Below are 24,703 nucleotides of genomic sequence, written 5' to 3'. Positions count from 1 at the left end.
GTGGTCATCCCTTCGTCGTGGGGTATGCGGGACCAGCCTGTGCAGGCCCCGCCGTGCCTCCCATCCTGCCACGATGCTCCCGGAGTTGGCAGGGTGCCTCCCGCTGAGGAAGCCCTCGTGCCCCGCCGCTGACACATTCCTGCCAGACATCCGTGCCGTCCCGGCCATCTGTCGGGGCCGCGGTCCACAATGGTGCGATGGCCGAGTCCCGCCAGCTGCTCCCATCCTCGTTCTCCCCTCCCACGGCCACCTGGTTCGCCGAGGCCTTCGAGGCACCCACCCCTGCCCAGTCAGCGGCCTGGGAAGCGATCGAGCGCGGGGACGACACGCTGGTCGTGGCGCCGACCGGTTCGGGCAAGACCCTGGCCGCCTTCCTCACGGCGATCGATCGCCTCGCCACGGCGGATCCGGCCCCCGCGGGCGCGGAACACGGCCGATCGGTCCCGAAGGGCGGCGGCCGCGCGCGAGCGGCGCGCGGGACCACCAGCGTCCTGTACATCTCGCCGCTCAAGGCCCTCGGGGTGGATGTCGAACGGAACCTGACGTCCCCGCTGGTGGGGACGGCGCGGATGGCGGAGCGCCTCGGTCTGCCCCGTTCACCGGTCAGCGTGGGCGTGCGCACCGGGGATACCCCGCCCGCCGAGAGGCGGCGACTCGTCGTGCATCCGCCGGACATCCTCATCACCACTCCCGAGTCACTGTTCCTCATGCTGAGCTCCCAGGCCAGGGAGCCGCTGCGGGGCGTGCGCACGGTGATCCTGGACGAGGTCCACGCGGTCGCCGGCACCAAGCGCGGCGTGCATCTGGCCCTGTCCCTCGCACGGCTCGACGCGATGCTCGAGGCACCGGCGCAGCGCATCGGGCTCTCCGCGACCGTCGAGCCCGTCGACGAGGTCGCCGCCTTCCTCACGGGCTCCGGGCGACCCCGCGAGGTGGCCGTCGTGCGCCCTGCCTCGACCAAGCGCTGGGACTTCTCGGTGACGATGCCGGTCTCTGATCTCCAGGCGATCGAGCCGCCGCTGGATGCGGTCGATGACGAGGACGTCTCCGGCACGATCTGGCCGCACGTCGAACGTGCCGTCCTCACCCAGATCCTCGCGCACCGCTCGACGATCGTCTTCACCAACTCCCGCAGCCAGGCCGAGCGCCTGACCGGGAAGCTCAACCGATTGCATGCACGCCGCGCGTCCCCGGAGCCCGGCCGCAGCGCAGAGCTCGAGAACGCCGCAGGCCCCGAGGGCGCCGAGGGCGCCGAGGAGATCGAGGACATCGCCCGCGCTCACCACGGATCGATGTCCAAGGAGATCCGCGCTCAGATCGAGGACCAGCTGAAGTCGGGGACGCTGCGCTGCGTCGTCGCCACCTCGTCCCTCGAGCTGGGGATCGACATGGGCGCCGTCGACCTCGTGCTGCAGGTCGCCGCGCCGATGTCCGTCTCGAGCCTGCTCCAGCGGGTGGGGCGTGCCGGGCACGACGTCGGCGCCGTCTCCGAGGGGTCGCTGCACCCGTTGCACGCCGCGGACGTGCTGCGCTCCGCGGTCGCCGTGCAGGAGGCCGTCGCCGGTCGTATCGAGCCGCTCTCGGTGCCCCGCAACGCGCTGGACGTGCTCGCCCAGCACACGGTCTCCGCCGCCGCGATGGACGACCTCCAGATCGACGACTGGTTCGACCTGGTGCGCAGCGCGCACCCCTACCGCGCTCTTCCCCGCTCCGCCTTCGACCAGACCATCGATCTGCTCGCCGGGCGCTACCCGTCGACCGCCTTCTCCGAGCTGCGACCGCGGCTGGTGCACGACCATGACACCGGTCTGCTCACGGGCCGGCCGGGAGCGCAGCGCCTCGCGGTGACCAGCGGCGGCACCATCCCCGACCGCGGTCTGTACCCGGTGCACCTGGTGGCCGGGGACGACGACTCCCAGCCGCGCCGGGTGGGCGAGCTCGACGAGGAGATGGTCTACGAGTCGCGCCGCGGGGATGTCATCACCCTGGGCACCAGCAGCTGGCGGATCGAGGAGATCACCGCCTCCCGGGTCACCGTCTCCCCCGCCTTCGGCCTCACCGGCCGCATCCCGTTCTGGCACGGCGGCGGCGACGGCCGCCCCGCGAGCCTGGGCCGCGCGATCGCCACCGCCCAGAGCGAGCTCGCCGACCTCGAGCGGCCGCAGGCCGACGAGCGCCTCGCCGCGCTGGGTCTCGACGTCAACGCTCGCACCGTGCTGCTGGACCATCTCGCCGAGCAGAAGCACGTGACCGGGGTCGTGCCCGGCCCGCAGCAGCTGGTCGTCGAACGCTTCCTCGACGAGCTCGGGGACTGGAGGGTCGTCCTGCATTGCTCCTACGGCCAGCGGATCACCGGCCCGTGGGCCCTCGCTGTCGGGGCCAGGGTCGAGGAGAGATACGGCCTGGACGGCCAGGTCATGGCCGCCGACGACGGCATCGTGCTACGGATACCCCATGGGGAGCAGCCGCCGGGTGCCGACCTGTTCGTCTTCACGCCCGAGGAGATCGACGAGGAAGTTCGGCGCCTCGTCGGCTCCTCCGCGCTGTTCGCCGCCCGCTTCCGCGAGTGCGCGGCGCGGGCGCTGCTGCTTCCCCGGCGGGATCCGAACCAGCGGGCTCCGCTGTGGCAGCAGCGTCAGCGGTCCTCCCATCTGCTGGAGGTCGCCCGCCCCTACCCGGACTTCCCGATCATGCTCGAGGCTGCCCGCGAGTGCCTGCAGGACGTCTACGACCTGCCCGCCCTCATCGATCTCATGACGCAGATCGGGCGGCGCCGCCTCGAGGTCCGGGAGATCGAGACCCCCACCCCGTCCCCTCTCGCGCGGTCGTTGCTGTTCGGCTACCTCGCCCAGTTCATCTACGACGCCGACGCCCCGCTCGCCGAGCGCCGCACCGCCGCCCTCGCGCTGGACCAGTCCCTGCTCGCCGAGCTGCTGGGATCGGTGAGTCTTCGCGAGCTGCTGGATGCCGAGGTCATCTCCGAGGTCGAGAGCCGTCTGCAGGGACTGAGCGAGGACCGTGCGCTGCGCGGGGCGGAGCAGATCGCGGACGCCCTGCGGCGACTCGGACCCCTGACCCGGGACGATCTCGCCGCCCGCGCGGCCGACGGGATCGACCTCGAGACCGAGCTCTCCCAGCTCCACGACACCCGGCGGATCCTCGCCGTGCGCATCGCCGGCCTCGAGCACCTCGCCGCGATCGAGGATGCCGGGCTGCTGCGCGACGCGCTCGGGGTCGCCCTCCCGCCCGGTGTCCCCGACGCCCACCTCGCGCCGGTGGATCGGGCCGTCGCCCAGCTGCTGTCGCGCTGGGCACGCGGTCGTGGTCCCTTCCTCGCGAACGGTCCGGTGGACGCCTTCGGCCTCGCCCCCGGCGTGGCTCGCGGCGCGCTCGAGCAGCTCACCGCCGAGCGGGTGCTGCAGCAGGGCGAGTTCAGTCCCGGCCGCGAGGGCGAGGAGTGGGTCGATGCCGACGTGCTGCGGCGGATCCGCCGAGCCAGCCTCGCCGCGTCCCGACGGGAGATCGCCCCGGTCCCCGGCCCGGTCTATGCCCGCTTCCTCGGGCAGTGGCAGCACCTGACGGGGCGACGGTCCGACGGCCGCCGGGACCGGGCCACGTGGCAGGGCCGCGACGGCCTGCTCTCCGTGATCGACCAGCTCGCCGGGGTGTCGCTGCCGCTGTCCGCCTGGGAGGAGCAGGTGCTGCCGGCGCGGATGCCCGATGCGAGCCCCGCCCTGCTGGACGCGGCCTTCGCCGCCGGTGACGTGGTGTGGACCGGGCACGGGCGGCTCGGCGCCGACGACGGCTGGATCCGGTTGCATCTTGCGGACGCCCTGCCGCTCGGGCTCGACGCCGAGGCGCTCGAGGAGGCCGCCTCGGCCCTGGCCGAGGGGTCCCTCACCGCCCGGGTCCTCGCCATGCTCCGCGGGACACCTGGCGCGCTTCGCCACGGCGAGATCCTCACCGCCCTCGCCGCAGACGGGGACGCCGCGCCACCACCGGACCTGCACGACGCTCTGTGGGACCTCGCGTTCCAGGGCTTGATCACCAACGACTCCTTCGAGGCGCTGCGCACCTACGGTCGCGGACCGGCACGGCCCTCCCGGCCGACGGGACGCTCGCGCCCCCTGACCCGGCGCGGCGCAGCGCGGCTGTCGGCCGCGATGATGCGGCAGGGGGCATCGTCCGTCTCCGAGCTCGTCACGGGGCCCACCGGAGCAGGACGGTGGTCCGCCGTGAGAGTCGAGGCGGTCGATCCCGCCGCCCGGGCAGCGGCGCTCGCGACCCTGCTCCTGGACCGGCACGGCGTGGTGACGCGGGGCGCGATGGACATCGAGGACATCCCCGGCAGCTTCGCCGCCGTGTACCGCGTGCTCGCCGTGCTCGAGGAGAACGGCAGCTGTCGCCGCGGCTACTTCGTCGACGGGCTCGGCGCCTCCCAGTTCGCCCCGGTCGAGGCGGTGGACCTGCTGCGCGATCGGGACCGGGAGGCCGAGGCGCAAGGCGACCCCGACGCCGGGACCGTCGGCCCTTCCCCCGAGGCATCGACCGTCGCGCTCGCCGCGACCGACCCGGCGAACCCCTACGGCGCAGCGCTCCCGTGGCCGTCCTTCACGATCGCCCCGCCCGAGGGCACGACCGTGCGGCCCGCGCGTCGCGCCGGAGCACTGGTGCTGCTGGCCGACGGGCATGTCGTCGCCGTCGTCGACAAAGGCGCCAAGCACCTCCTGTGGTGGGCAGACGAGACCGCGACGACGCTGGTCGCCGAGCAGCTGGTGCGGGCGATCGTCGAGGACTCCCGTCTGCCTCAGCTGCGGATCGAGCGGATCAACGGGAACCCGATCACCAGCGCTCCCGTCGCGGCGATCGGCGACGCCCTGGTCGCCGCCGGCTGCTACCGCTCGCCGAAGTCCATCCGCCTGCGCGCAGGAGGTCGCTGATGCCCGAGGGAGACACCGTCGCCCGGCAGTGCCGGGCGCTGCACGAGGCTCTCGCGGGGGCGACCCTCACCACGAGCGATCTGCGGGTGCCCCGCGCCGCCACGGCGGACCTCGTGGGCTGGAGCGTGCGGGAGGTGCGGCCGCGCGGCAAGCATCTGCTGATCCGCCTGGAGCCGCCCGCGGCAGGAGGCGTGCCGCTCACGCTCCACACCCACCTGATGATGGACGGGATCTGGCACGTGGACGGGAAGGCGCTGCGCTCGAGCGACACCAGCGCCGGACCGCGCCCGGCGGACACGATCCGCGTCGTCCTCGACGCACGGCACCCCGACGGGCGCGAGGCCCGCGCCGTCGCCTACGACGTGAAACAGGTTCGCCTGGTGCGCACCGCCGACGAGAACACCCTGGTGGCCCACCTGGGACCGGACCTGCTGGACCCGTCCTGGGAGGACGACCCGGCACTGCGCCAGCGGGCCGTCTCGAACCTCGCGGCCGAGCCGGAGCGCCCGATCGGCCTCGCCCTGCTCGATCAGCGCAACCTCGCCGGGATCGGCAACATCTACCGCAGCGAGCTGTGCTTCCTGCGCCGCGTGCACCCCGCTGCTCCGACGCACGCGGCCGGGGACCTGGGTGCTCTGGTCGACCTCGCCCACCGCCTGCTCACCCTGAACCTGGACCGCTCCGTGCGGGTGACGACCGGCGGGATGCTGGGGCGCGACGGCGACCTGTGGGTGTACGGGCGCGGTGGCCGGCAGTGCCGTCGCTGCCGCGCCCGCATCGAGCGCGGGGAGATCGGCGACCCCCGGCTCGAGGGCACGGAACCGCGCGTGCTGTGGTTCTGCCCCCGCTGCCAGGCCGAGCCGGGCGCCCCGGCAGGAGCGGGAGGCGGTGCGCCGCGGGGTGCACGACAGCGTGCGCATCCTGATGCACGACGTCCCGGGACGGGTCGGTAGACTTCTCGCGGTGCTTCCGGCCCGGCCACCCCGAGCCCGCACCGATGCCTCCATAGCTCAATGGATAGAGCAACGGCCTTCTAATCCGTAGGTTGCAGGTTCGAGTCCTGCTGGGGGCACCACCACCCGTCGTCGTGTCTGGAGCCGTCCCATGGTGCTGAAGGTCCTCACGATCGGCGTCATCGTGTTCCTGCTGGGACTGCGCCTGCTGCGCGGCCGATTCGGCACCCGCCTGCTCGGCGTCTCACGGACGGTCGTGAACGCCATCTACCTCGTGGCCCTCGTACTCACCGGGATCATCGCCGGCGCCTTCGAGCAGTGGGTGCTGCTGGGAGTGGTCGTCGTGCTGCTCGTGCTCAGCGGCATCGAGGAGATTCGCCGACGGTCCACGCCGAAGAACGCTCCCGCCGAGCGCGCGTCGGACCGACGGCGCTGACCCTGCCGTGCGTCTGGTGCGCTTGGTGCGTCGGCCGGCTCAGAGCTCGCGGCTGTGCTGCGAGGAGGCCTCGTTCCACTCGGTGACCCACGCAGGCACGTGCAGGTCCGGCGGGACCGGGCCGACGAGGTCGAGCACCTCGCGGACGCTCACGGATCCACCGGTCTTCTTCAGGAAGCGCGCGCGGATGATCGCGTCGGCGTAGACCGTCTCCCCCACCCGGAACACCTGCTCCATGTAGATCCAGCGGTCGTCGTGCCCGAGGACCCGGGAGTCGATGTCGAACTTCTGCCACAGCACCAGCGACTTGCGGTAGGTGATGGACTGCCCCGCGACCACGGGGTACCAGCCCCGTGCAGTGAGTCGCTTCCAGAACCCGGAGCGCAGCATGAGGTCCATCCGGCCCAGGTCCATGAGAGTGAGATAGCGGCCGTTGTTCATGTGCCGCTGCACGTCGAGGTCCGCCGGGTTCACGCGGAAGCTCGTGCGGGAGTTGTCCCACATGCTCAGGCGGCTGCGGAAGCGCACGCGGATCATGAACACCAGCAGGCGGAAGTACAGGTTCACGTCGGGCTCCTCCATGAGTCACTCAGCGGGCTCGGCATCGAACCCTGATGACTGCATGGTAACCATGCTCCCTCCGAGGCGCCGGGCCATTCCTCGCCGGTGCCCCGCACTCCCGCGATACTGTTACCCGGTGACTTCCAGCTCCTCCCGTGCCATCAACGACCGCATCATCTGGGTCGATTGCGAGATGACCGGCCTCGACAAGAAGCGCGATGCGCTCGTCGAGATCGCCGTGCTCGTGACCGACGCCGATCTGAACATCCTCGGTGACGGCGTCGACGTCGTCATCAAGCCGCCGGCCGAATCGCTCACCGGCATGGACCCCTTCGTGGTCAACATGCACACCGTCTCCGGCCTGCTCGACGAGCTCGACGGCGGCATGACGCTCGAGGAGGCGCAGGCCCAATGCCTCGCCTACGTGCAGCAGTACTGCCCCGAGCCGGGCAAGGCGCCGCTCGCCGGCAACAGCGTGGGCACCGACCGGGTGTTCCTGGATCGCGACGTGCCCGAGTTCGCCCAGTGGCTGTCGTACCGCACGATCGACGTCTCCAGCCTCAAGGAGCTCGCCAAACGCTGGTTCCCCCGCGTCTACTACAACATCCCCGCCAAGCACGGCGGCCACCGGGCGCTCGCGGACATCCGCGAGTCGATCCAGGAGCTCAAGTACTACCGCGAGGTGCTCCTCGTCGACGCTCCCGGTCCCACCACCGCGCAGGCGCAGGTGGCATCACGCACCTTCGAGCTGACGGAGGAGTCCGAGGAGACGGCCGCCGCAGCAGCCTCGTCGACGACCGCGGCCGCCACGGCCCCTGCCGCCACTTCGACCCCGACTCCCGTCACCCCGCACGTCCCGTGGCTCGAGCGCGCTTCCCATCGCTCGTGGCTGGGGAACGAGGGCGACGAGCTCCTCGTGTTCGGCTCGGAGTCCGTGCGCGAGGACGGCGGCTTCGCCTGGCTCGACGAGGAGGGCGACTCCGACCTGTCGCGCCCCTCGGAGCTCTGGATCACCTGCCGGATGACGCACAGCTTCGCCCTCGGGCACCTGCTGGGCCGCCCGGACTTCGGTCGCTTCGCCGACCACGGCATCGCCTCCCTGCGCGGGGTGTTCCACGATGCGGAGCACGGCGGCTGGTACGCGGCGGTCGCCGATGGGAAGCCGGTGGACGACTCCAAGCAGGCCTACGCGCACGCCTTCGTGGTGCTCGCGGCCTCCTCGGCCCTGGCCGCCGGCCGCCCCGGCGCGCAGGAACTGCTCGACGAGGCCCTCACCGTGCTCGATACGAAGTTCTTCGACGAGTCCGCGGGGATGAGCGTGGACACCTTCGATCGCACCTTCACGCAGTGCGAGGAGTACCGCGGGATCAACGCGAACATGCACACGGTCGAGGCCCTCCTCGCCGCGGCCGACGTCACCGGCCAGCGTCGCTGGCTCGATCGCGCTGTGGGCATCATGACGCGCGCGATCGATGAGTTCGCGCGCGGCAACGACTGGGCGCTGCCGGAGCACTTCGACACCGACTGGAACCCGCTGCTGGAGTACAACCGCGACGAGCCGAACCACCCGTTCCGCCCGTACGGCGCCACGGTCGGTCACTGGATCGAATGGTCCCGCCTGGTGCTGCACGGCCGTGCCGCACTGATCGCGGCCGACGGTTCGGCCCCGGACTGGATGCTCGAATCCGCGACGGCGCTCATGGAGAAGTCGGCGACGAGCTTCGGCGCCGACGGAGCCCCCGGGTTCGTCTACACCGTGGACTGGGACGGCTCCCCCGTCGCCTCCGAGCGCATGCACTGGGTCGCCGCGGAAGCGGTCGGAGCCGCCGCCGTGATGTACGAGGTGACCGGGGACCGGATCTGGGCGGATCGCTACGAGCAGTGGTGGGAGTACATCTCCACCTACCTGCTCGATCCCGAGAACGGCTCCTGGTTCCACGAGCTCGATGCGGACAACGAGCCCCAGGGCGTGACGTGGCCGGGCAAGCCGGACATCTACCACGCCTTCCAGGCGACGCTGATCCCGCGGCTTCCGGTCACGCCCACCCTGGCCGCCGCGCTGCGCGACGGCCTGCTCGACCAGGAGAGCTGAGCCGACGCCGACAGCTCGTCGCTCGGCACCCGCTGAGTCAGCGCCCGCTGTCTCAGCACGTGCTGACTCAGCGCCTGCTGATTCAGCTCCTGCTGACTCGGAACCGCGTCACTCGACGGGACGCACCTCGCGGCCGGCACCGGCCGCGAGGGCGACGATCTCCTCGACGTGGCCGATGTCCGCGACCACGAGAGGGCACGCGTCGGTGTCCTCCTCCAGCTGCAGCAGGCACAGGTCGAACGCGGCGAGGATCTCCTCGGCCCGTCGGATCGCCGGTTCCAGCCCTGCGGTGATGTCGGCGACCGGCTCGAGATCAGCCCCGGAGCGGCACACCCGAGCGACCTCGCCCAGGGCCATGGCCAGCTCCGCGCCGGTGTCCTCCGGGTCGAGGTAGGCCAGGGCGTCGGCCACGTCCAGCCCGTCGATCAGGGCGATCCACGGATCGACGGTCTCCGCAGCACCGGCTCCGGTCTCGAGGCCGAGGAGTGGATCCGCCTGTGTCGCCAGGTAGGCCTGTGGGTCGGTGGCCGCGAGGTGCACCGACCTCGGGAGCTCAGGGTCGTCCGCGAGGAGCATGCACAGCCGCGTCCAGTCCGGCACGGCTCATCCCTGGTCGTCGAGGTGGGAGACCGCGGTCTCGAGCCGGTCGATCTTCGCGTCGAGCTGCCCCTCGTGGCCGGGACGGATGTCGGCCTTGAGGACGAGCGAGACCCGCGAGCCGTACCGCCCCGCCGCGGCGGTCGCACGCCGCACGACGTCCATCACCTCGTCCCAGTCCCCTTCGATCTCGGTGAACATCGAGGAGGTGCGGTTCGGCAGTCCGGACTCCCGCACGACGCGCACCGCGGCGGCGACCGCGTCGTGCACGCCGGCGCTGTCCGTGCCCGCGACAAGCCCGCGCACGAGCGCTGGATCCGAGGGGTCACCGGTGGGCTGGACGGAGAAGGCGACGATCATGCGGCCAGTCTCCTCCTGCGCCAGGGGCCGTGCAACGTGTGGGCGGCACGGACGCCGTGCGAATCGACGGGACCCTCGACGAGCTCGGCCCCGGGGGTGATCGGTGAGTAGGATCGGCGACGGTGTCCCTGGTCGGGACCACACTATCCATCGAACTATGCATCGACCTATGCATCGAACTCATGCATCGACACGAGAAGAGGACCATGACTGCGCTCCGGATCGGCATCGTCGGCTACGGGAACCTGGGACGGGGCGTCGAGATCGCCGTCTCGTTGCAGGAGGACATGGAGCTGGTGGGCGTGTTCACGCGCCGTGCACCGGCCACGGTGAGCCCCGTGCACGAGGAGACCCCCGTGCGATCGATGGACGCGCTCGAGACGATGCAGGACGAGATCGACGTGCTCGTGCTCTGCGGCGGGTCGAAGACCGACCTCCCCGAGCAGACCCCGCAGCTCGCCGAGCGCTTCACCGTCGTGGACAGCTTCGACACACATGCCCGTATCCCCGAGCACTTCGCGCGGGTCGACGCCGTCGCCCGCGCAGCCGGCACCACGGCGCTCATCTCCACCGGCTGGGACCCGGGTCTGTTCTCCATCAACCGTGTGTATGGCGAGGCCATCCTCCCCCAGGGCTCCACCTACACCTTCTGGGGCCGCGGCCTGTCGCAGGGGCACTCCGACGCGCTGCGCCGCCTGGACGGGGTCGCCGCCGCTGTCCAGTACACGATCCCCTCCCAGGAGGCCATCGCCCGCGTGCGCGCCGGCGAGCAGCCCGAGCTGAGCACGCGGGAGAAGCACACCCGCGAGTGCTTCGTGGTGCTCGAGGACGGGGCCGACGCCGACTCCGTGCGCGAGGAGATCGTGACCATGCCGCACTACTTCGAGCCTTTCGAGACATCCGTGACCTTCCTCAGCTCCGAGGAACTCGCCCGCGATCACCAGGGCATGCCCCACGGCGGCTTCGTGATCCGCTCCGGCGAATCCACCCCCGGAACCGCCCAGACCATCGAGTACCGCCTGCAGGAGGAGTCGAACCCCGAGTTCACCGCGAGCGTGCTCGTCGCCTACGCCCGTGCGGCGGGGCGGCTGGCCGCGGCCGGTGAGCATGGGGCGAGGACCCCCTTCGACGTGGCCCCGGGCCTGCTCTCGCCGAAATCTCCCGAGCAGCTGCGCGCCGAGATGCTCTGAGGGGTGGCGCACCGGATCGATGCCGACACGGCACCCGATGACCGGGCGGCCGGTGCGCCGACCGATGCAATGTGTCTCACACTCGAAACAGTGCTTTCGGGGCGAGATCAGGCGGTGGAGACGGTATAGTTTTCTCTCGTTGCGGGATTCGTTCCGCACATGGTGGTCGTAGCTCAGTTGGTAGAGCTCCTGGTTGTGGTCCAGGCGGTCGCGGGTTCAAATCCCGTCGATCACCCCAAGAAACGCCCTGGCAACAGGGCGTTTTTTCATGCCCTCGCAGTGCTGCGGCGTTCGCTCGTTCCAGGAGCCGAAGGCTCCTCCTCCGGCGCCGTTCCGTCACACCCCTCCCCGTGCTCCGTCGGCGTCGGCGTCGACGTCGACGTCGACGGCAGCAGCAGGGAGGCGAGCAGCGCGAGCACCGTCAGCACGAGCGTGCACCAGAATGCCGCGACGTACCCGGCCTCCGGATCCGAACCGGTGGCGGCGGAGGTGAGGACCACCACGATCAGGGCGATGCCGAACGCTCCGCCGAGCTGCTGGACCAGGCGGGTGATGGCGGAGGCATGAGGCATCCGGTCCCTGTCGATATCGACATAGGCGACCGTCATGACAGGGATGAGGACGATCCCCAGGCCGAGGCCCCGGACGAACAGGACGAGGCCCATCGACCAGGGACCGATCTGAGACCCCATGAGCGCGAAGGGGGCTGTCGCCGCGGCGACCACCAGGAACCCGGTCACCGCCACCGCCCGGGCGCCGAATCGATCGACCAGCTGACCCGCGATGAAGCGTGCGACCAGTGACCCGACGCCTTGCGGGATCAGGAGCAGCGCAGCACCCAGGACGCCGTACCCGAGTGGCCCCTGCAGGAAGAGCGGCAGCAGGAAGGTGCTCGCGAAGAGCGCCGCCCCGAGGAAGACGAGCGTGATCGCGGAGGAACGCACGGAGCGCACCGCGAGCAGGCGGACATCGACCAGGGACCTCCCCTCCCGTCGCATGCCCCAGAGCACGAAGCCGACCAGCAGGATCGCGCCGACGATTCCTGGCAGCAGCACATCGGCCCGCCCGAGGCCACCGGCGGCATGGACGTTGGACAACCCGAAGAGCAGTCCCGCCAGGGCCGGGACGAGCAGGAGGGCACCGACGACGTCCAGCGCCGGCGAGGCAGCTCCCCGCTCAGGATGGTCCGGAGTGAGGAACAGGACGGCCAGGACCAGTCCGATGACCCCGAGAGGAACATTGATCAGGAAGAGCCACCGCCAGCTCGCCCAGTGCAGCACGAGCCCACCGAGCACGGGACCGAGGATCGGGCCGAGCGCTGCCGGCAGACTCACCATCGCCATCGTCCGCACCCGGTCCGCTGGGGCGATGTTCTGCATGGCCAGGGTCTGCATGAGCGGGAACATGATGCCGCCGCCCAGCCCCTGCAGGACACGGAAGAGGATCAGGGACCCTGCGCTCCAGGCGCCCGCGCTCAGGACGGAGGCGATCACGAACACCCCGAGGGCGAACAGCCACAGCCGCTTGCCGCCGAACCGTACCTGCGCCCAGCCCACGAACGGGATGGCGAGGGCCAGGGCGAGCATGTAGCCGGTGCTGACCCACTGGATCGTCGCGACCGAGGCGTCCAGTTCGATGGTGAGGGTGTGCAGCCCCATCGACACGATCGTCGTATCCAGGATGGCAGTGACCGCACCGACGACGAGCGCTGTGAGCATCAAGCCGGTCGATCGCGTCGCCGGCCGTGCTGTCGGGTGAGCAGTCATGCGACCTCCAATAGAGTACGTGTGCGTCTCTTAAAGGTAGATCGCTAGACTAGGGAACGCAAGCGTTCTTTACGAACTTTCTGAGAGCAGACGGGAGCAGACATGACCGCGAGCAGACGACGGGGTGCCGTGCTGGAATCCGCCATCCTCGAGGCGGGCTGGCAGGTGCTGCAGGAAGCCGGCTATCCAGGATTCACGTTCGAGGCCACCGCCGAACGGGCCGGCACCGGCAAGGCGGTCCTCTATCGGCGATGGCCGGACAAGAAGGCTCTCCTCCTGGCGGTCCTGTCCCACAGCTACCTCGGCTCACCGCGCGAACTCCCCGATGCCGGGTCGCTGCGCGAGGACGTCCTCGCGCAGCTCCGCTCGATGAACGAGCGGCTCGGCCCCAGCGCGGCGGCAGTGCTCAGCATGATCGTCGGCTCCCACTTCGAGGAGACCTCGATCGCCCCCGCGCAGCTGCGTGCCGATCTCCTCGGCGAACGAGCCCCTGCCATGCCGCGCATCCTCGAACGCGCCGTCACCCGTGGGGAACTGCGCGGCGAGCTGCCCGAGAGGATCGCGACGCTCCCTCTCGATCTCTTCCGCCACGAGATGGTCATGTCCCTCGGCAGCGTGGCCGATGAGACTCTCGTCGACATCGTCGACACCGTGTTCCTCCCGCTCGCCCTCGCGTCCCAGCAGGACGGACGCGTCGAGCCTCCGAACCCCCTCGAGACTCCGATCCTCACCGGCGCCGGCGCCCACGCCGACGCCGACGAGGACCAGACGCCCGCGCCGCCCCCAGCGCACCGATAGCCCTCCCCCGCACCACCCCTGGTCAAACGCTCCGCGCAGGGCTAGCGTGAGGATGCCCAGGGTGAGTTCGGGAGGACGCCATGGCACAGTTGCCGGATCGTGCAGACATCGTCGTCATCGGAGCCGGGGTGGTCGGCAATGCCGCCGTCAAGCACCTCGCGGAGCTCGGCTGGCGCACCATCGTGCAGATCGACAAGGGTCCTCTGCCGGATCCGGGCGGCTCGACGGGGCACGCCTCCAACTTCGTCTTCCCCGTGGACCACTCCCGCGAGATCACCGATCTGACGGTCGACTCGCTGCGCCAGTACGAGGCGCTCGGGGTGCTCTCCACCTGCGGAGGGATCGAGGTGGCGCGCAGCCCGCAGCGGATGCAGGAGCTGACGCGCCGGATGAGCTCGGCGCTCTCCTGGGGCGTCGAGGCCCATCTGCTGTCCCCGTCCGAGATCCAGGAGCTCGTCCCCTACTGCGACGCGGGTCTGCTGCTCGGCGGCTTCCACACACCGACCGGGGCGATCGTGGACCCGCTCGCGGCGGGGGCCCTCTTCCGGGAGCGCGCGGTGGAGCTGGGCGCGCTCACGCTCTGCCCGGAGACCGAGGTGATCGACCTCGAGGTCTCCGGCGGTCGCGTGACGCGGGTCGTCACCGATCACGGCGAGATCGACACCGAGATCGTGGTCATCGCGTGCGGGGTGTGGAGCCCGCGCGTCGCCGCCCTCGCCGGCGCCGCGATCCCCCTCACCCCGGCCGTGCACCAGATGCTCGACGTCGGCCCCATCGCCCAGCTCGACGCGACCGAGGAATGGATCAGCTTCCCGCTGCTGCGCGACATGGACCGTCTGATGTACGAGCGCCAGCGCGGCCCAGATCTGGAGATCGGTTCCTACGCCCACAGGCCGCTGCTGCACCGCCCCGAGGAGATTCCCGCCTACGGCGCGCCCGGTCAGGCGTCCCCGACGAGCTTCCCCTTCACGGAGGAGGATTTCACCGCGCAGCTCGAGCACGCGAAGGAGATGTTCCCGAGCCTCCTCACCGACCCCGAGCCGCCACGGAAGGCTGCGATCAACGGGCTCCTCTCCCTCACCCCGGACGGCGGTGCCCTCGTCGGCGAGACCCCTGAGGTGCGCGGGCTGTGGTCCGCCGCGGCGGTCTGGATCAAGGAGGCCGCGGGCGTGGGCCGCATGCTCGCCGAGCTGATCACGACCGGCGACAGCGAGATCGACCCGCACGCATCCGACATCGCCCGTTTCCACCCCGCCGCCCGCACCGACGCCCATGTGCGGGCCCGGGCTGCCGAGGGGTTCCCCAAGATCTACGGGATCAGCCATCCGCGGGAGCAGTGGCTGAGTGACCGTCCCCTCCGCACCAGCCCGTTCCATCCGCGCACCGAGGCCCTCGGCGCAGAGTACTTCGAGGCCGCCGGCTGGGAACGACCCCAGTGGTACGCCTCCAACGCTCCCCTGCTGGAGGAGTTCGCCGATCGGATCTCCCCACGGGAGCACGAATGGGATGCTCGCTGGTGGTCCCCGCTGATCGAGGCCGAGCACCTCGCGATGCGCGAACGGGTGGCGATGGTCGACCTCGGCGCCTTCGCGATCCTCGACGTCACCGGCCCGGGAGCCGTCGCCTACCTCGAGAGCCTCGCGGTGGCCCGGATCGACGTCCGCGTCGGCCGCGTCGTCTACACCCCGCTGCTCACCCCGGCCGGCGGGTTCCGCTCCGATCTCACCATCGTGCGCCGGGGTCCGGAGAGCTTCCGCGTGATCACGGGCGGCGCCGAGGGCGGCCGCGATCTGGTCTGGTTGCGCGACCACCTCCCGGCCGACGGATCCGTCCACCTGGCCGATGTCGGCTCCGCCGTGACCACCCTCGGACTCTGGGGCCCGCGCGCCCGGGACCTGCTCACGGAGGTGACCTCGGCCGATCTCTCCGACGAGGCGTTCGGCTTCGGCACTGCCCAGGACCTCGAGCTGGGCAGCATCCCTGCCTCCCTGCTGCGCATCTCGTACGTCGGGGAGCTGGGCTGGGAGATCCACGTCGCGACCGAGCACGGCCTGCCCCTGTGGGACCTGCTGTGGGAGGCAGGTCGAGGCCACGGTGTGCTCCCTGCCGGCATCGGCGTGTACGCGACCACCGGCCGGCTGGAAAAGGGCTACCGGCTGATGGGCGCGGAGCTCACCGCCGAGTACGACCCGGTCGAGGCCGACCTCGCGCTGCCGAAGGTGAAGACGGCGGACTTCCTGGGCAAGCAGGCGTACCTGGAGTCACGGACAAAGGGTCCGGCAGCCACTCTGTGCAGCCTCGTCGTCGATCCGGCCAGCGCTGCAGGCGATGGTCTCGCACGGTGCATGACCGGCGGGGAACCGATCCTCACGCCCGACGGCTCCACGATCGTCGACGCCCGCGGCAGGCGATCGTTCGTCACCTCGGCCGGGCCGGCCCCGTCGCTCGGCCGCTACCTGCTGATGGCGTACCTCCCACCCGAGCACGCGCAGGTCGGGACGCACCTGCTGGTGGACTACCTGGGCTCCCGTCACACAGTGAGCGTGCTGAGCGTGGGCCGCACGCCCCCGTTCGATCCCGGGGATACCCGCATGAAGGGCTGACGCCTCCCGACCGTCGTCCGAGCAGGAGCAGAGGCCGGCGCGAGAACCGGGGGAACCGGCCGACCGCTCACCCGGTGACGTCGGCCCGGTATCCGATCCGGCGCGAGATCTCGTCGGCGGCCCGCAGCAGGACTCGGGCGGTGGCCGGGAGCGACCCGGGCGCGAGGCGGTACGTCGGCCCGGCGACGGAGAGCGCGGCGACCACGTCACCCGCGGGGCCGCGGATCGGGGCGGCGACCGCGTTCAGGCCGTCCTCGTACTCCTCCACCACCTGGGCCCAGCCGTTCTCCCGCGCCTGCTGCAGCTGCTCCCGCAGCACGGTGGCCCCCGTGATCGTGTGCTCCGTGAAGCGTTCCAGGGGCGAGGCCAACAGATCCTCGATGGCGTCCTGCTCCAGATGGGCGAGCAGCATCTTGCCGCTGGAGGTCGCGTGCAGGACGGTCCGGTCCCCGATCCAGTTGTGCATCGCCACGGTGCTGGTCCCCTGGGCCTGATACACGTTGATCGCCGCACCGTCGCGATACACCGCCACGTTCACGGTCTCGCCCAGCTCCTCGGCGAGCGCATCGCACACGGGGCCCGCCTGAGCGGTCAGATCGAGCCGCGACCGGGTCGCCGCGGCGAGTCGCAGCACACCCACGCCGAGCCGCACCGTGCCGGTGGCCTCGAGACGTTCGACGAGGTCATGCGCTGCGAGCGAGGCGAGCAAGCGAGACGCGGTGGATCCGTGGACCTCCAGCTCGCGACCGATCCGCCCCACGCTCGACTCCCCGTCACGGGCGATGATCTCCAGCACCTGAGCTGCCCGATCCACCGACTGCACCGTTCCTGGCTGCCCCATCTCCCACTCTCCTCCAGCTCGACCGCAGACACGCTCTGACACACATCCAGCGCCGCCACACGCTGCTCGTCGTGCGCAATGCGCACACCATTGCGTAATGCGCATCATAATGCCACAGTAGGGTACGGACCGCCTTTGGAGGCCACCATGAGCGTCAACCAGCACCCCCGAGTTCTGCTCTACCCCCGCATCCGCAAGTCCCCGTTCTTCTACGCCTCGAGGCGTCACGGGGTCGCGATGTACAGCGTCTACAACCACACGTACCACCCCCGGCACTACGGCGACCCGATCGCCGAGTACTGGGCGCTGCTGGAGGGGGTCACCCTCTGGGACGTCGGGGTCGAACGACAGATCGAGATCTCCGGACCCGACGCCTTCGACTTCACCAACCTGCTGATCACCCGTGATCTCTCGAAGTGCGCGGTGGGCCAGTGCAAGTACGTCTTCCTCACGGACCAGCACGGAGGGATCCTCAACGACCCGATCCTGCTGCGCCTGGAGGAGAATCGCTTCTGGCTCTCCCTCGCCGACAGCGACATCCTGCTGTGGGCCCGCGGCGTCGCCACGCATGCCGGGATGGATGTGAGCATCGAGGAGATCGATGTGGGCCCGGTGCAGGTCCAAGGGCCGAAGTCCTTCGCGGTCATGCGGGACCTGCTCGGCGACGCGGTCGCGGACATCCGCTACTACTACCTGCACGACTTCCAGATCGACGGGATCGACGTGACCGTCTCGCGCACCGGATACACCGGTGAGATCGGCTACGAGATCTATGTGCACGAGGCGTCGAAGAACGCCGTGCGGCTGTGGGAGAAGGTCTGGGAGGCCGGTCAGGCCCACGGGCTGCAGGTCATCGGGCCGTGCCACATCCGCCGCATCGAGGGCGGGATGCTCGCCCACGGTGCGGACATCACGGTGGACACCAACCCGTTCGAGATCGGCATGGGCTACGACTGGATGGTGGACCTCGACCAGGAGGCGGACTTCATCGGCAAGCAGGCCCTCACCCGGATCAAGGCCGAGGGTCCCCGGCGCAAGCTCGTGGGCCTCGAGATCGAGGGACCGGACCTGGGCACCTACAACGACGGGTCGATGATCGACGTGCTCCCCGTCCTTGCCGGCGGCGCACGCATCGGCGAGGTCACCTCGGCCTGCCGATCCCCGCGCCTGGAGAAGAACATCGGACTGGCGATGGTCTCGGTCGAGCACTCCGAGGTGGGCACCACGCTGCAGGTCGACGTCGGGGCCCGGGACGACTCCGGCACCGATCTGGTCCCCGCGGCGGTGGTCGCCAAGCCCTTCATCGATCCGACGAAGGAGCAGCCCAAGGGCGATGTCACGTCCCTGGACACCGCCGCACCCCGGCACGAGGATCCGGTGGCAGGAGCCTGAGGTGCACGACGAGCCGAGCCCGCGCCGCACGGAGCCGTGGCCCGAGGCCCTGGTGCGCGGAACGCGCTTCGAGGTGATCCCGGTGCCCGGGATCGTCGCGACGGTGACCGCGCACCTGCCGCCCGGCACGCGCGTGAGCGTCACGGCATCACGCAAACAGGGACTCGAAGCCACTCTCGCCACCGCCCGCGCCCTGGCGGGACAGGGCTATGTCGCGATCCCCCATCTCGCGGCGCGACAGATCAGCGGAGCAGCCGAGCTCCAGCGGATCCTGGACGACCTCGCGAGCTCGGGGGTGCAGGAACTGTTCATCATCGCCGGCGACGCCCCGCATCCCGCCGGGGACTTCGAGGGATCCCTCGGCCTGCTGGCGGCCCTGGGAGAGAGCAGCCGGTCCTTCGAGGTCGGGGTGGGCGCATACCCGGAGGGCCACCCGTTCGTCCCGTCCGAGGCGGAGTCGATGCAGCTCCTCCAGGAGAAGGCGCAGTACGCGTCCGTGCTCGTCACCCAGCTGTGCTTCGACGCCCCCGCCCTGCTGGACTGGGTGCTGCGGCTGCGCGAGCACGGGGTGCGGACTCCCGTTCGCCCTGGTATCGCGGGGCCGACGGATGCCGCCCGACTGCTGCGCATCGGGGCCCGCGTCGGCGTCGGACCGTCATTGCGCCTGCTCGCGCGGCAGGGGTCCGAGATCCGGCACCTGCTCGGACCGGGCGGATGGACCCCGGGCACGTTGCTCGACGAGCTCACCCCGGCGTTCGCTGACCCCCGCTACGGGCTCGAGGGACTCCACGTCTATACGTTCAACGCCGTGGCGGAGAGCGCCGCCTGGTGGCGCGACGGGAACGGGCGGCGCGACGGGAACGGGCGGCGCGACGGGGACGGGCGGCGCGGCGGGGAAGGGCCCCGGAATCTCTCCGTCTGAGGTCGCGCCGTTCGGCGCTATCGGGGGCGTCCCGGAGCGCCCTGCCCCGGCGTGCATCGCAGCCTCAGCGATATCTGCCATGATCGTGCGGTCCGCGAAGCGCCCACGGCAGGAGATCCTCGATGGAGACACCGGACCCTCAGGACGACCAGTGGCAGGACCGCGTCCGGGAGATGGTCGCAACGCGCCAGGATGCGCTGACCCGTCCCGATGTCGACCAAGGGCTCCTCGCCGCGCAGATGAAGCAGGTCCACGACGAGCTCGTCCAGCTCCGGATGCACTACCAGTTCGGCATCGACGAGGTGCAGACCAAGGTCAACATCCTCCGCCAGGAGTTCGAGCAGATCCACGACTACAGCCCGATCGAGCACGTGCGCTCGCGCCTGAAGAGCACCGAGAGCCTCATCGAGAAGGCCGTGCGCACCGGCGGGGAGATGTCCATCCCCGCGATCAGGGCGCGGGTCCACGACATCGCCGGGGTGCGGATCACCTGCAGCTTCGTCTCCGACGTGTACTGGATCGCCGACATGCTGCGCCGCCAGCCGGATCTCGAGACCTTGACGGTCAAGGACTACATCGCCGACCCCAAGCCCAACGGGTATCGCTCGCTGCACCTGATCCTCCAGGTCCCCGTGTTCCTCTCCGAGCACACGGAGTACGTGCCCGTCGAGCTGCAGCTGCGCACGATCGCCATGGACTTCTGGGCCAGCACCGAGCACAAGCTGAGCTACAAGTACCGCAAGAATCTCCCGGGCCGACTGCGCGCGGAGCTCGATGACGCTGCCCGCGTCGCCGCTGATCTCGATGCGCGGATGGAAAGGATGCGCGACGAGATCCGCCCGATGCCCGATCGCGCCGAGAGCACGCAGCACACCTCCGAGGGGACGCCACCGCCCTTTCCAGGGGACGCTGCGGGGAATCCCGACGGGAACCCCGATGGGAACCCCGCCTCGAACAGCTGAGGCGGCCCTCTCGCCGCACTCCGATCTCCCCTGCCTGGACCCTCCGCCCTCACCGCTCGGACAACGCGCCGTGGCCCCGATCGGATCCGCGACGAATCGGGAGGAATCGCCCCGACGATTCGCCCACCCCGCTCCTGCGAGACGCTCATACTGGGCTCATGAGCAACTCCAGGAGACGTGTGCTGATCACCGGCGCCGCAGGCGGTGTCGGCTCCCGACTGGCGGAAGGCCTGCGGGAGGACTACGACCTGGTCCTCCATGACCGCAGCAGCGAGAACGCTCCGCCGGGCACCGATTTCCGCACCGCCGAGCTCGGCGACTTCGACGAGGTCCTCGCTCTGATGAACGGCGTCGACACGGTGGTGCACCTCGCCGGCGCCGCGTCGCCGGAGTCCCCGTGGGATGCCGTGCTCGACGCCAACATCGTGGGGCAGCGGAACATCCTCGAGTCCGCTCGTCAAGCAGGCGTGCGACGGGTGGTCCTGGCCTCGTCCAACCACGCCATGGGCATGTACGACCGGTACGAGCAGTGGCCCGTGTATCCGGACCAGATCCCTCGGGCGGACTCCCTCTACGGTGTCTCGAAGATCTTCGGCGAGGCGCTGGGCCGGTACTACTTCGACAAATACGATCTCGACGTCATCGCGCTGCGCATCGGGTGGGTCAGCGATGATCCTCTGGAGGCCGAGGAGGACATCCTGCGTGCCATGTGGCTCAGCCGCGCGGACTGCGAGCAGGTCGTGCGCCGCGCGATCGAGGCCGAGGTGCGCTTCGGGATCTTCTATGCAATCTCCGACAATCCCAACCGCCGCTGGTCGCTGACCAATACGACGCTCGAGCTGGGCTACCGCCCCCAGGACTCCTGGACGGACCTGGCCGGCGCCACCGAGCACGTGGTCGAAGGCGGTGCCGACGTCCGCGACACGTGGCCGCTGGGTTCATGACTCCGACTCCGACCGGGGATTCCTCCCCGACGAGGAGGCCCGTCGTGCCCACCCCCGCGGCACCCCGGTCGAACCCGCCCCACCTCGCCTCCGCCGTGCGGATGCTGGTCGCGCTGCTGGTGCTCGCCGCCCTTGTCGCGAACGCCGCCGAGGCGCTGCAGGACGGCCTGTTCGCCCAGAACATCTCGTACTTCACGAACCAGTCGAACCTGATGTTCGTGGCCCTCGTGATCGCCGGTACGACGTGGATCGCTCGGCATCCGGTGTGGTTCGACGACGTGCGCGGTGCAGTGGCGTTCTACCTCGCGATGACCGGGATCATCTATGCGCTGCTCGTGGCCCCGCTCGATGAGCTGCTGCGCTGGGACATCGGTTGGACTGGGATCGTGCTGCACCGCCTGGCCCCGGTGGTCGCGGTCCTCGACTGGCTGCTGACGCCCCGCTCCCGGGCACCCTCCGCCCGCCGGATCCTGTGGTGGCAGCTCTACCCGGTCGTCTTCCTCGCCCTCACCTGGGTGCGCGGCGGGGTCACCGGCTGGTACCCCTACGGCTTCCTCGATCCGACGCTGTCGTCGTGGTCGCACGTGCTGCTGACCACGGTCGTGGTGCTGGTCGCCTTCTTCGGGGTCGCGACGCTCCTGCACCTGCTCGGCGGGCGACTGCGTGCGGGATCATCGGCGCGCCGGGACGTCGCTCTCTCCCGGGCGTGAATGTCAGTCGAGCCCTCGGGCGAGCAATGCCTCCAGCTGGTCGATGGCCGCGGGGTCGCCGACGATCTCGACCGTCTCCGGCCCTCCGGCAAGGTGACCGAGGGCGAGGCTTCGCCCCCATGCCCAGATATCCAGGGCGGTCGCCGATCCGGTGACCGTGGCGCGCGGGAGGAACTCGACGTCGGCCTCCGCACCCGCATCTGCACCAGCACCAGCACCAGCACCAGCACCAGCACCAGCACCAGCAGGACGATCGAGCAGGCGCCCGACGGGGGCGTCGAACTCCTTGCCGTCACGAGGCCGGGTCCCGGACCACCGGCTGATGAGCAGGGACTGCACCGCACCACCCTCGGCGGTGATCTCCACGATCGTGACGGGCGTGGTGGTGGACCATTCCGGGATCCAGTCGAAGGCTGCCGGCCACATCACCTTGAGCACGTGCTCGAGACCCGCATGTGCGATGTCCTCGCGGATCGCGGTGACGGGCAGACCGGCGGTGAGCTCGGCATCGACGCGGTGGATCGTCGCCTCGTGCAGCTGCATGCTGCGGATGACGCCGACGTCCTGACGTTCCGAGAACCAGAACCAGGCACTCTCCTCATCGGGGCGCGCTCCGAGCTGCTCGAGGAGACCGTCCACCGCCGCCGCGCGACGCTGCTGGAGCTCCTCGAGGTCGTCGGGCCGCGGGGCAGCAGACTCGTCGATCCTCGCGGCACCCTCTTCCGTCGCGATCCTCTGCGAGAGAACTGCGGACCAGAACTCGGGGACCTCCGTCGCGTGCCACAGCAGGTCCGCGGCGTTCCAGTCCGGACAGGTGGGTACCTTCTGCTCAGGGTCGGTGGCGGCGAGGGCTGCGGACAGCCGGTCCGCCTCCTCACGAATCGCGGTCAGGGCATCGATGCTCATGACGTCATCCAAGCACGACGGACGGGCTGAAGATGTCACTGCAGATAACTGCTGAGAACTGCTGAGAACTGCTGAGAACTGCAGAGGACTGAAGAGATCCGGCAGGAGATCTCCTGCTCGCAGTCATCTCCGCTGACCTGCGACACGTGCCCCCCCCAATACCCCCAAGGGGTATATCCTCAGGAGACGCCCCGGGAGGGGCAGCCCCGACACGAAGGAGATTTCCATGAGCACGACCACCAGCACCTTCCAGGTCACCGGCATGACCTGCGGCCACTGCGAGATGTCCGTCCGCGAAGAGGTCGGCGAGATTCCCGGCGTCCAGCAGGTCGACGTCAGCCACGAGACCGGCTCCCTGGTCGTCTCCTCCGAGCAGCCCCTCGAGGAGGCCGCGGTGCTCGCGGCCGTCGCCGAGGCCGGATACTCCGCCACGCGCGCCTGAGACCGCCAGGTCGCAGTCAGGCCCCAGGCGGCACCGATATCGTCTCTCCAGTCCCCGAACCGCGAGAGAAGAGCCGATGCCTGCTTCGACCACCCTGACCGCCACCTCCCTGCACGCCGGATACCCCGGCGAACCGGTCCTGGCAGGGGTCGACCTCTCGGTCGCTGCCGGCCAGCCCCCGCAGGGCCTGCTCGGAGCCTCCGGCGCGGGCAAGACCACCCTGATCGGGGTGCTGCGCGGCGACATGAAGCCGAGCTCCGGGCAGGTCACCCTGGACGGACGCAGCGTGCACAAGCTGCGGGGCAAGGACCACAAGACGTTCCGGGCCGCGGTCCGTTTCGTCTCGCAGTACGCGATGACGATCGTCGAGCCGCGGGAGACGGTCGTCGGCCGCCTCGACCACGCCTCCAAGGTGGCACGGAAGGGCGGTCGCACCCACTCCGTCTCCCCCGCCGAGATGCTCGAGACCGTGGGCCTGGGTGTGCACTTCCTGGACCGGCGCATGATGACCCTCTCCGGCGGGGAGAAGCAGCGAGTCGCCCTGGCCACAGCGCTCGCCACCCGCCCCGAGATCCTGATCCTCGACGAGCCGCTGACGGCCGTGGATCCCGGCATGCGCGGCGAGATCAGCTCCACGCTGCGCGAGGTCATCGAGCGACTCGGGATCGGCGTGCTCATCGCCTCCCACGACATCGAGCTGCTGCAGCGCCTGTGCCCGCAGATCGCCTTCCTCGGCGAGGGCCGCATCCTGGCCCGCGGCTCGCTCGACGAGGTCCTCGCCCGCACCGAGCACGAGGAGATCCGCGAGCTCGCCGAGAGCGCCCCGCAGGCCGTCCAGCGATTCCGCTGAGCACGGCCCCGACAGGGCGCCACCCCGACCGCACTCGACCCGTGACATTCGGCCTCAGTCGAAGACGAGCTCCTCGGTCGCGTAGAGGAACCGGGTCTTCGAGCGGTCCAGGAACCTCTCCTCATCGACCGCGATGGTGGTGGTGTACGCCTCGGAGGTGAACCAGGATGTCGCATCCGCGATGCCGTCGACCCACAGCTCGGCGACCCCGTCGTAGGACGAGGTCGTGATGCCGGCGATCTCGTCGCCGGTGGGCATCAGCTGGACGTAGCGGCGCACGGGGACCTCCTCTCCCGGGACGCTCGCGATCATCGGCGTGTGCTTCGTCGCCCAGTAGTCGACGAACTCGTCATGCGTGAGATCCGCGCGGCGGGTGAGAAAGATGCTGAGTTTGACCATCGGGACTCCTCGAGAACTGAAATGGCTTGCCTTGACAAG

21 protein-coding genes and 2 tRNA genes are annotated in these 24,703 nt (G+C 70.3%); 16 read left to right on the top strand and 7 right to left on the bottom strand.

What is annotated here, in order from left to right; translation table 11 throughout:
• The first annotated feature begins 197 nt into the window (after positions 1 to 197).
• From ACT3UL_RS09425 to ACT3UL_RS09410, 4 genes are all read left to right on the top strand, one after another.
• Positions 198 to 4,940, top strand: coding sequence for an ATP-dependent helicase (locus tag ACT3UL_RS09425; protein WP_444577986.1), 4,743 nt, complete (start codon positions 198 to 200; stop codon positions 4,938 to 4,940).
• Positions 4,940 to 5,893 (top strand): DNA-formamidopyrimidine glycosylase family protein, encoded by a 954-nt coding sequence (locus ACT3UL_RS09420; RefSeq protein ID WP_444577985.1) that lies wholly within the window; start codon positions 4,940 to 4,942, stop codon positions 5,891 to 5,893. The genes ACT3UL_RS09425 and ACT3UL_RS09420 overlap by 1 nt, the downstream gene beginning before the upstream one ends.
• Positions 5,894 to 5,939: 46 nt before the next feature.
• Positions 5,940 to 6,015, top strand: a tRNA-Arg gene (locus tag ACT3UL_RS09415).
• Positions 6,016 to 6,044: 29 nt separating this feature from the next.
• Positions 6,045 to 6,329: a hypothetical protein gene (locus ACT3UL_RS09410; RefSeq protein ID WP_444577984.1), complete on the top strand. Its 285-nt coding sequence runs from the start codon at positions 6,045 to 6,047 to the stop codon at positions 6,327 to 6,329.
• Positions 6,330 to 6,368: 39 nt separating this feature from the next.
• Here ACT3UL_RS09410 and ACT3UL_RS09405 read toward each other — a convergent pair whose 3' ends face one another.
• Positions 6,369 to 6,896: an acyl-CoA thioesterase gene (locus tag ACT3UL_RS09405; protein ID WP_444577983.1), complete on the bottom strand. Its 528-nt coding sequence runs from the start codon at positions 6,894 to 6,896 to the stop codon at positions 6,369 to 6,371.
• Between the two features lie 187 nt (positions 6,897 to 7,083).
• On the opposite strand from ACT3UL_RS09405, the gene orn reads away from it, so the two are divergent.
• Positions 7,084 to 8,982 carry an oligoribonuclease gene (orn, locus tag ACT3UL_RS09400; protein ID WP_444577992.1) on the top strand — a complete coding sequence of 633 codons (1,899 nt, stop codon included), beginning with the start codon at positions 7,084 to 7,086 and terminating at the stop codon, positions 8,980 to 8,982.
• A gap of 108 nt (positions 8,983 to 9,090) precedes the next feature.
• Here the strand turns inward: orn and ACT3UL_RS09395 are convergent, their stop codons facing one another.
• Positions 9,091 to 9,582, bottom strand: a complete 492-nt coding sequence (locus ACT3UL_RS09395) for a DUF6630 family protein (protein ID WP_444577982.1) — start codon at positions 9,580 to 9,582, stop codon at positions 9,091 to 9,093.
• Between the two features lie 3 nt (positions 9,583 to 9,585).
• Positions 9,586 to 9,939 (bottom strand): thiamine-binding protein, encoded by a 354-nt coding sequence (locus ACT3UL_RS09390; RefSeq protein ID WP_444577981.1) that lies wholly within the window; start codon positions 9,937 to 9,939, stop codon positions 9,586 to 9,588.
• A gap of 206 nt (positions 9,940 to 10,145) precedes the next feature.
• Here ACT3UL_RS09390 and ACT3UL_RS09385 point away from each other — a divergent pair, with 206 nt between their 5' ends.
• The gene (locus ACT3UL_RS09385) at positions 10,146 to 11,129 is read left to right on the top strand and encodes a diaminopimelate dehydrogenase (protein WP_444577980.1); all 984 of its coding nucleotides are present in this window, start codon (positions 10,146 to 10,148) and stop codon (positions 11,127 to 11,129) included.
• Between the two features lie 162 nt (positions 11,130 to 11,291).
• A tRNA-His gene (locus tag ACT3UL_RS09380) sits at positions 11,292 to 11,367 on the top strand.
• A gap of 28 nt (positions 11,368 to 11,395) precedes the next feature.
• Here the strand turns inward: ACT3UL_RS09380 and ACT3UL_RS09375 are convergent.
• Positions 11,396 to 12,895 carry an MDR family MFS transporter gene (locus tag ACT3UL_RS09375; RefSeq protein WP_444577979.1) on the bottom strand — a complete coding sequence of 500 codons (1,500 nt, stop codon included), beginning with the start codon at positions 12,893 to 12,895 and terminating at the stop codon, positions 11,396 to 11,398.
• Between the two features lie 102 nt (positions 12,896 to 12,997).
• Here ACT3UL_RS09375 and ACT3UL_RS09370 point away from each other — a divergent pair, with 102 nt between their 5' ends.
• Both ACT3UL_RS09370 and ACT3UL_RS09365 read left to right on the top strand, forming a co-directional pair.
• A complete protein-coding gene (locus ACT3UL_RS09370) occupies positions 12,998 to 13,693 on the top strand; it encodes a TetR/AcrR family transcriptional regulator (protein WP_444577978.1) in 696 nt (231 codons plus the stop codon).
• Between the two features lie 80 nt (positions 13,694 to 13,773).
• Positions 13,774 to 16,296 (top strand): GcvT family protein, encoded by a 2,523-nt coding sequence (locus tag ACT3UL_RS09365; protein WP_444577977.1) that lies wholly within the window; start codon positions 13,774 to 13,776, stop codon positions 16,294 to 16,296.
• 67 nt (positions 16,297 to 16,363) lie between these two features.
• Here ACT3UL_RS09365 and ACT3UL_RS09360 read toward each other — a convergent pair whose 3' ends face one another.
• A complete protein-coding gene (locus ACT3UL_RS09360) occupies positions 16,364 to 17,137 on the bottom strand; it encodes an IclR family transcriptional regulator (protein WP_444577976.1) in 774 nt (257 codons plus the stop codon).
• A gap of 147 nt (positions 17,138 to 17,284) precedes the next feature.
• On the opposite strand from ACT3UL_RS09360, the gene ACT3UL_RS09355 reads away from it, so the two are divergent.
• The 5 genes from ACT3UL_RS09355 to ACT3UL_RS09335 all read left to right on the top strand — a co-directional run bounded on the left by ACT3UL_RS09355 (position 17,285) and on the right by ACT3UL_RS09335 (position 22,067).
• The gene (locus ACT3UL_RS09355; protein ID WP_444577975.1) at positions 17,285 to 18,529 is read left to right on the top strand and encodes a glycine cleavage T C-terminal barrel domain-containing protein; all 1,245 of its coding nucleotides are present in this window, start codon (positions 17,285 to 17,287) and stop codon (positions 18,527 to 18,529) included.
• Position 18,530: 1 nt separating this feature from the next.
• Positions 18,531 to 19,451 (top strand): methylenetetrahydrofolate reductase, encoded by a 921-nt coding sequence (locus ACT3UL_RS09350; protein WP_444577974.1) that lies wholly within the window; start codon positions 18,531 to 18,533, stop codon positions 19,449 to 19,451.
• A 122-nt stretch (positions 19,452 to 19,573) separates the two neighbouring features.
• On the top strand, positions 19,574 to 20,413 hold the full coding sequence (locus tag ACT3UL_RS09345; RefSeq protein ID WP_444577973.1) for a GTP pyrophosphokinase: 840 nt from the start codon (positions 19,574 to 19,576) through the stop codon (positions 20,411 to 20,413).
• Positions 20,414 to 20,571: 158 nt separating this feature from the next.
• A complete protein-coding gene (locus ACT3UL_RS09340; protein WP_444577972.1) occupies positions 20,572 to 21,357 on the top strand; it encodes an NAD-dependent epimerase/dehydratase family protein in 786 nt (261 codons plus the stop codon).
• 44 nt (positions 21,358 to 21,401) lie between these two features.
• Entirely contained in the window at positions 21,402 to 22,067 is a 666-nt protein-coding gene (locus tag ACT3UL_RS09335) for a Pr6Pr family membrane protein (RefSeq protein ID WP_444577971.1), read from the top strand.
• A gap of 3 nt (positions 22,068 to 22,070) precedes the next feature.
• Here the strand turns inward: ACT3UL_RS09335 and ACT3UL_RS09330 are convergent, their stop codons facing one another.
• On the bottom strand, positions 22,071 to 22,973 hold the full coding sequence (locus ACT3UL_RS09330; protein ID WP_444577970.1) for a maleylpyruvate isomerase family mycothiol-dependent enzyme: 903 nt from the start codon (positions 22,971 to 22,973) through the stop codon (positions 22,071 to 22,073).
• A 226-nt stretch (positions 22,974 to 23,199) separates the two neighbouring features.
• Here ACT3UL_RS09330 and ACT3UL_RS09325 point away from each other — a divergent pair, with 226 nt between their 5' ends.
• Positions 23,200 to 23,415, top strand: a complete 216-nt coding sequence (locus ACT3UL_RS09325; RefSeq protein WP_444577969.1) for a heavy-metal-associated domain-containing protein — start codon at positions 23,200 to 23,202, stop codon at positions 23,413 to 23,415.
• Positions 23,416 to 23,491: 76 nt separating this feature from the next.
• Positions 23,492 to 24,265, top strand: a complete 774-nt coding sequence (locus tag ACT3UL_RS09320) for an ABC transporter ATP-binding protein (RefSeq protein ID WP_444577968.1) — start codon at positions 23,492 to 23,494, stop codon at positions 24,263 to 24,265.
• Positions 24,266 to 24,319: 54 nt separating this feature from the next.
• Here ACT3UL_RS09320 and ACT3UL_RS09315 read toward each other — a convergent pair whose 3' ends face one another.
• Positions 24,320 to 24,664, bottom strand: coding sequence for an EthD domain-containing protein (locus ACT3UL_RS09315; RefSeq protein WP_444577967.1), 345 nt, complete (start codon positions 24,662 to 24,664; stop codon positions 24,320 to 24,322).
• Between the last annotated feature and the right edge of the window lie 39 nt (positions 24,665 to 24,703).

The sequence above is a fragment of the Brachybacterium sp. 107 genome (assembly GCF_052379725.1).
Taxonomy (GTDB): Bacteria; Actinomycetota; Actinomycetes; order Actinomycetales; family Dermabacteraceae; genus Brachybacterium.
This window is presented reverse-complemented; position numbering and strand designations above follow the sequence as displayed.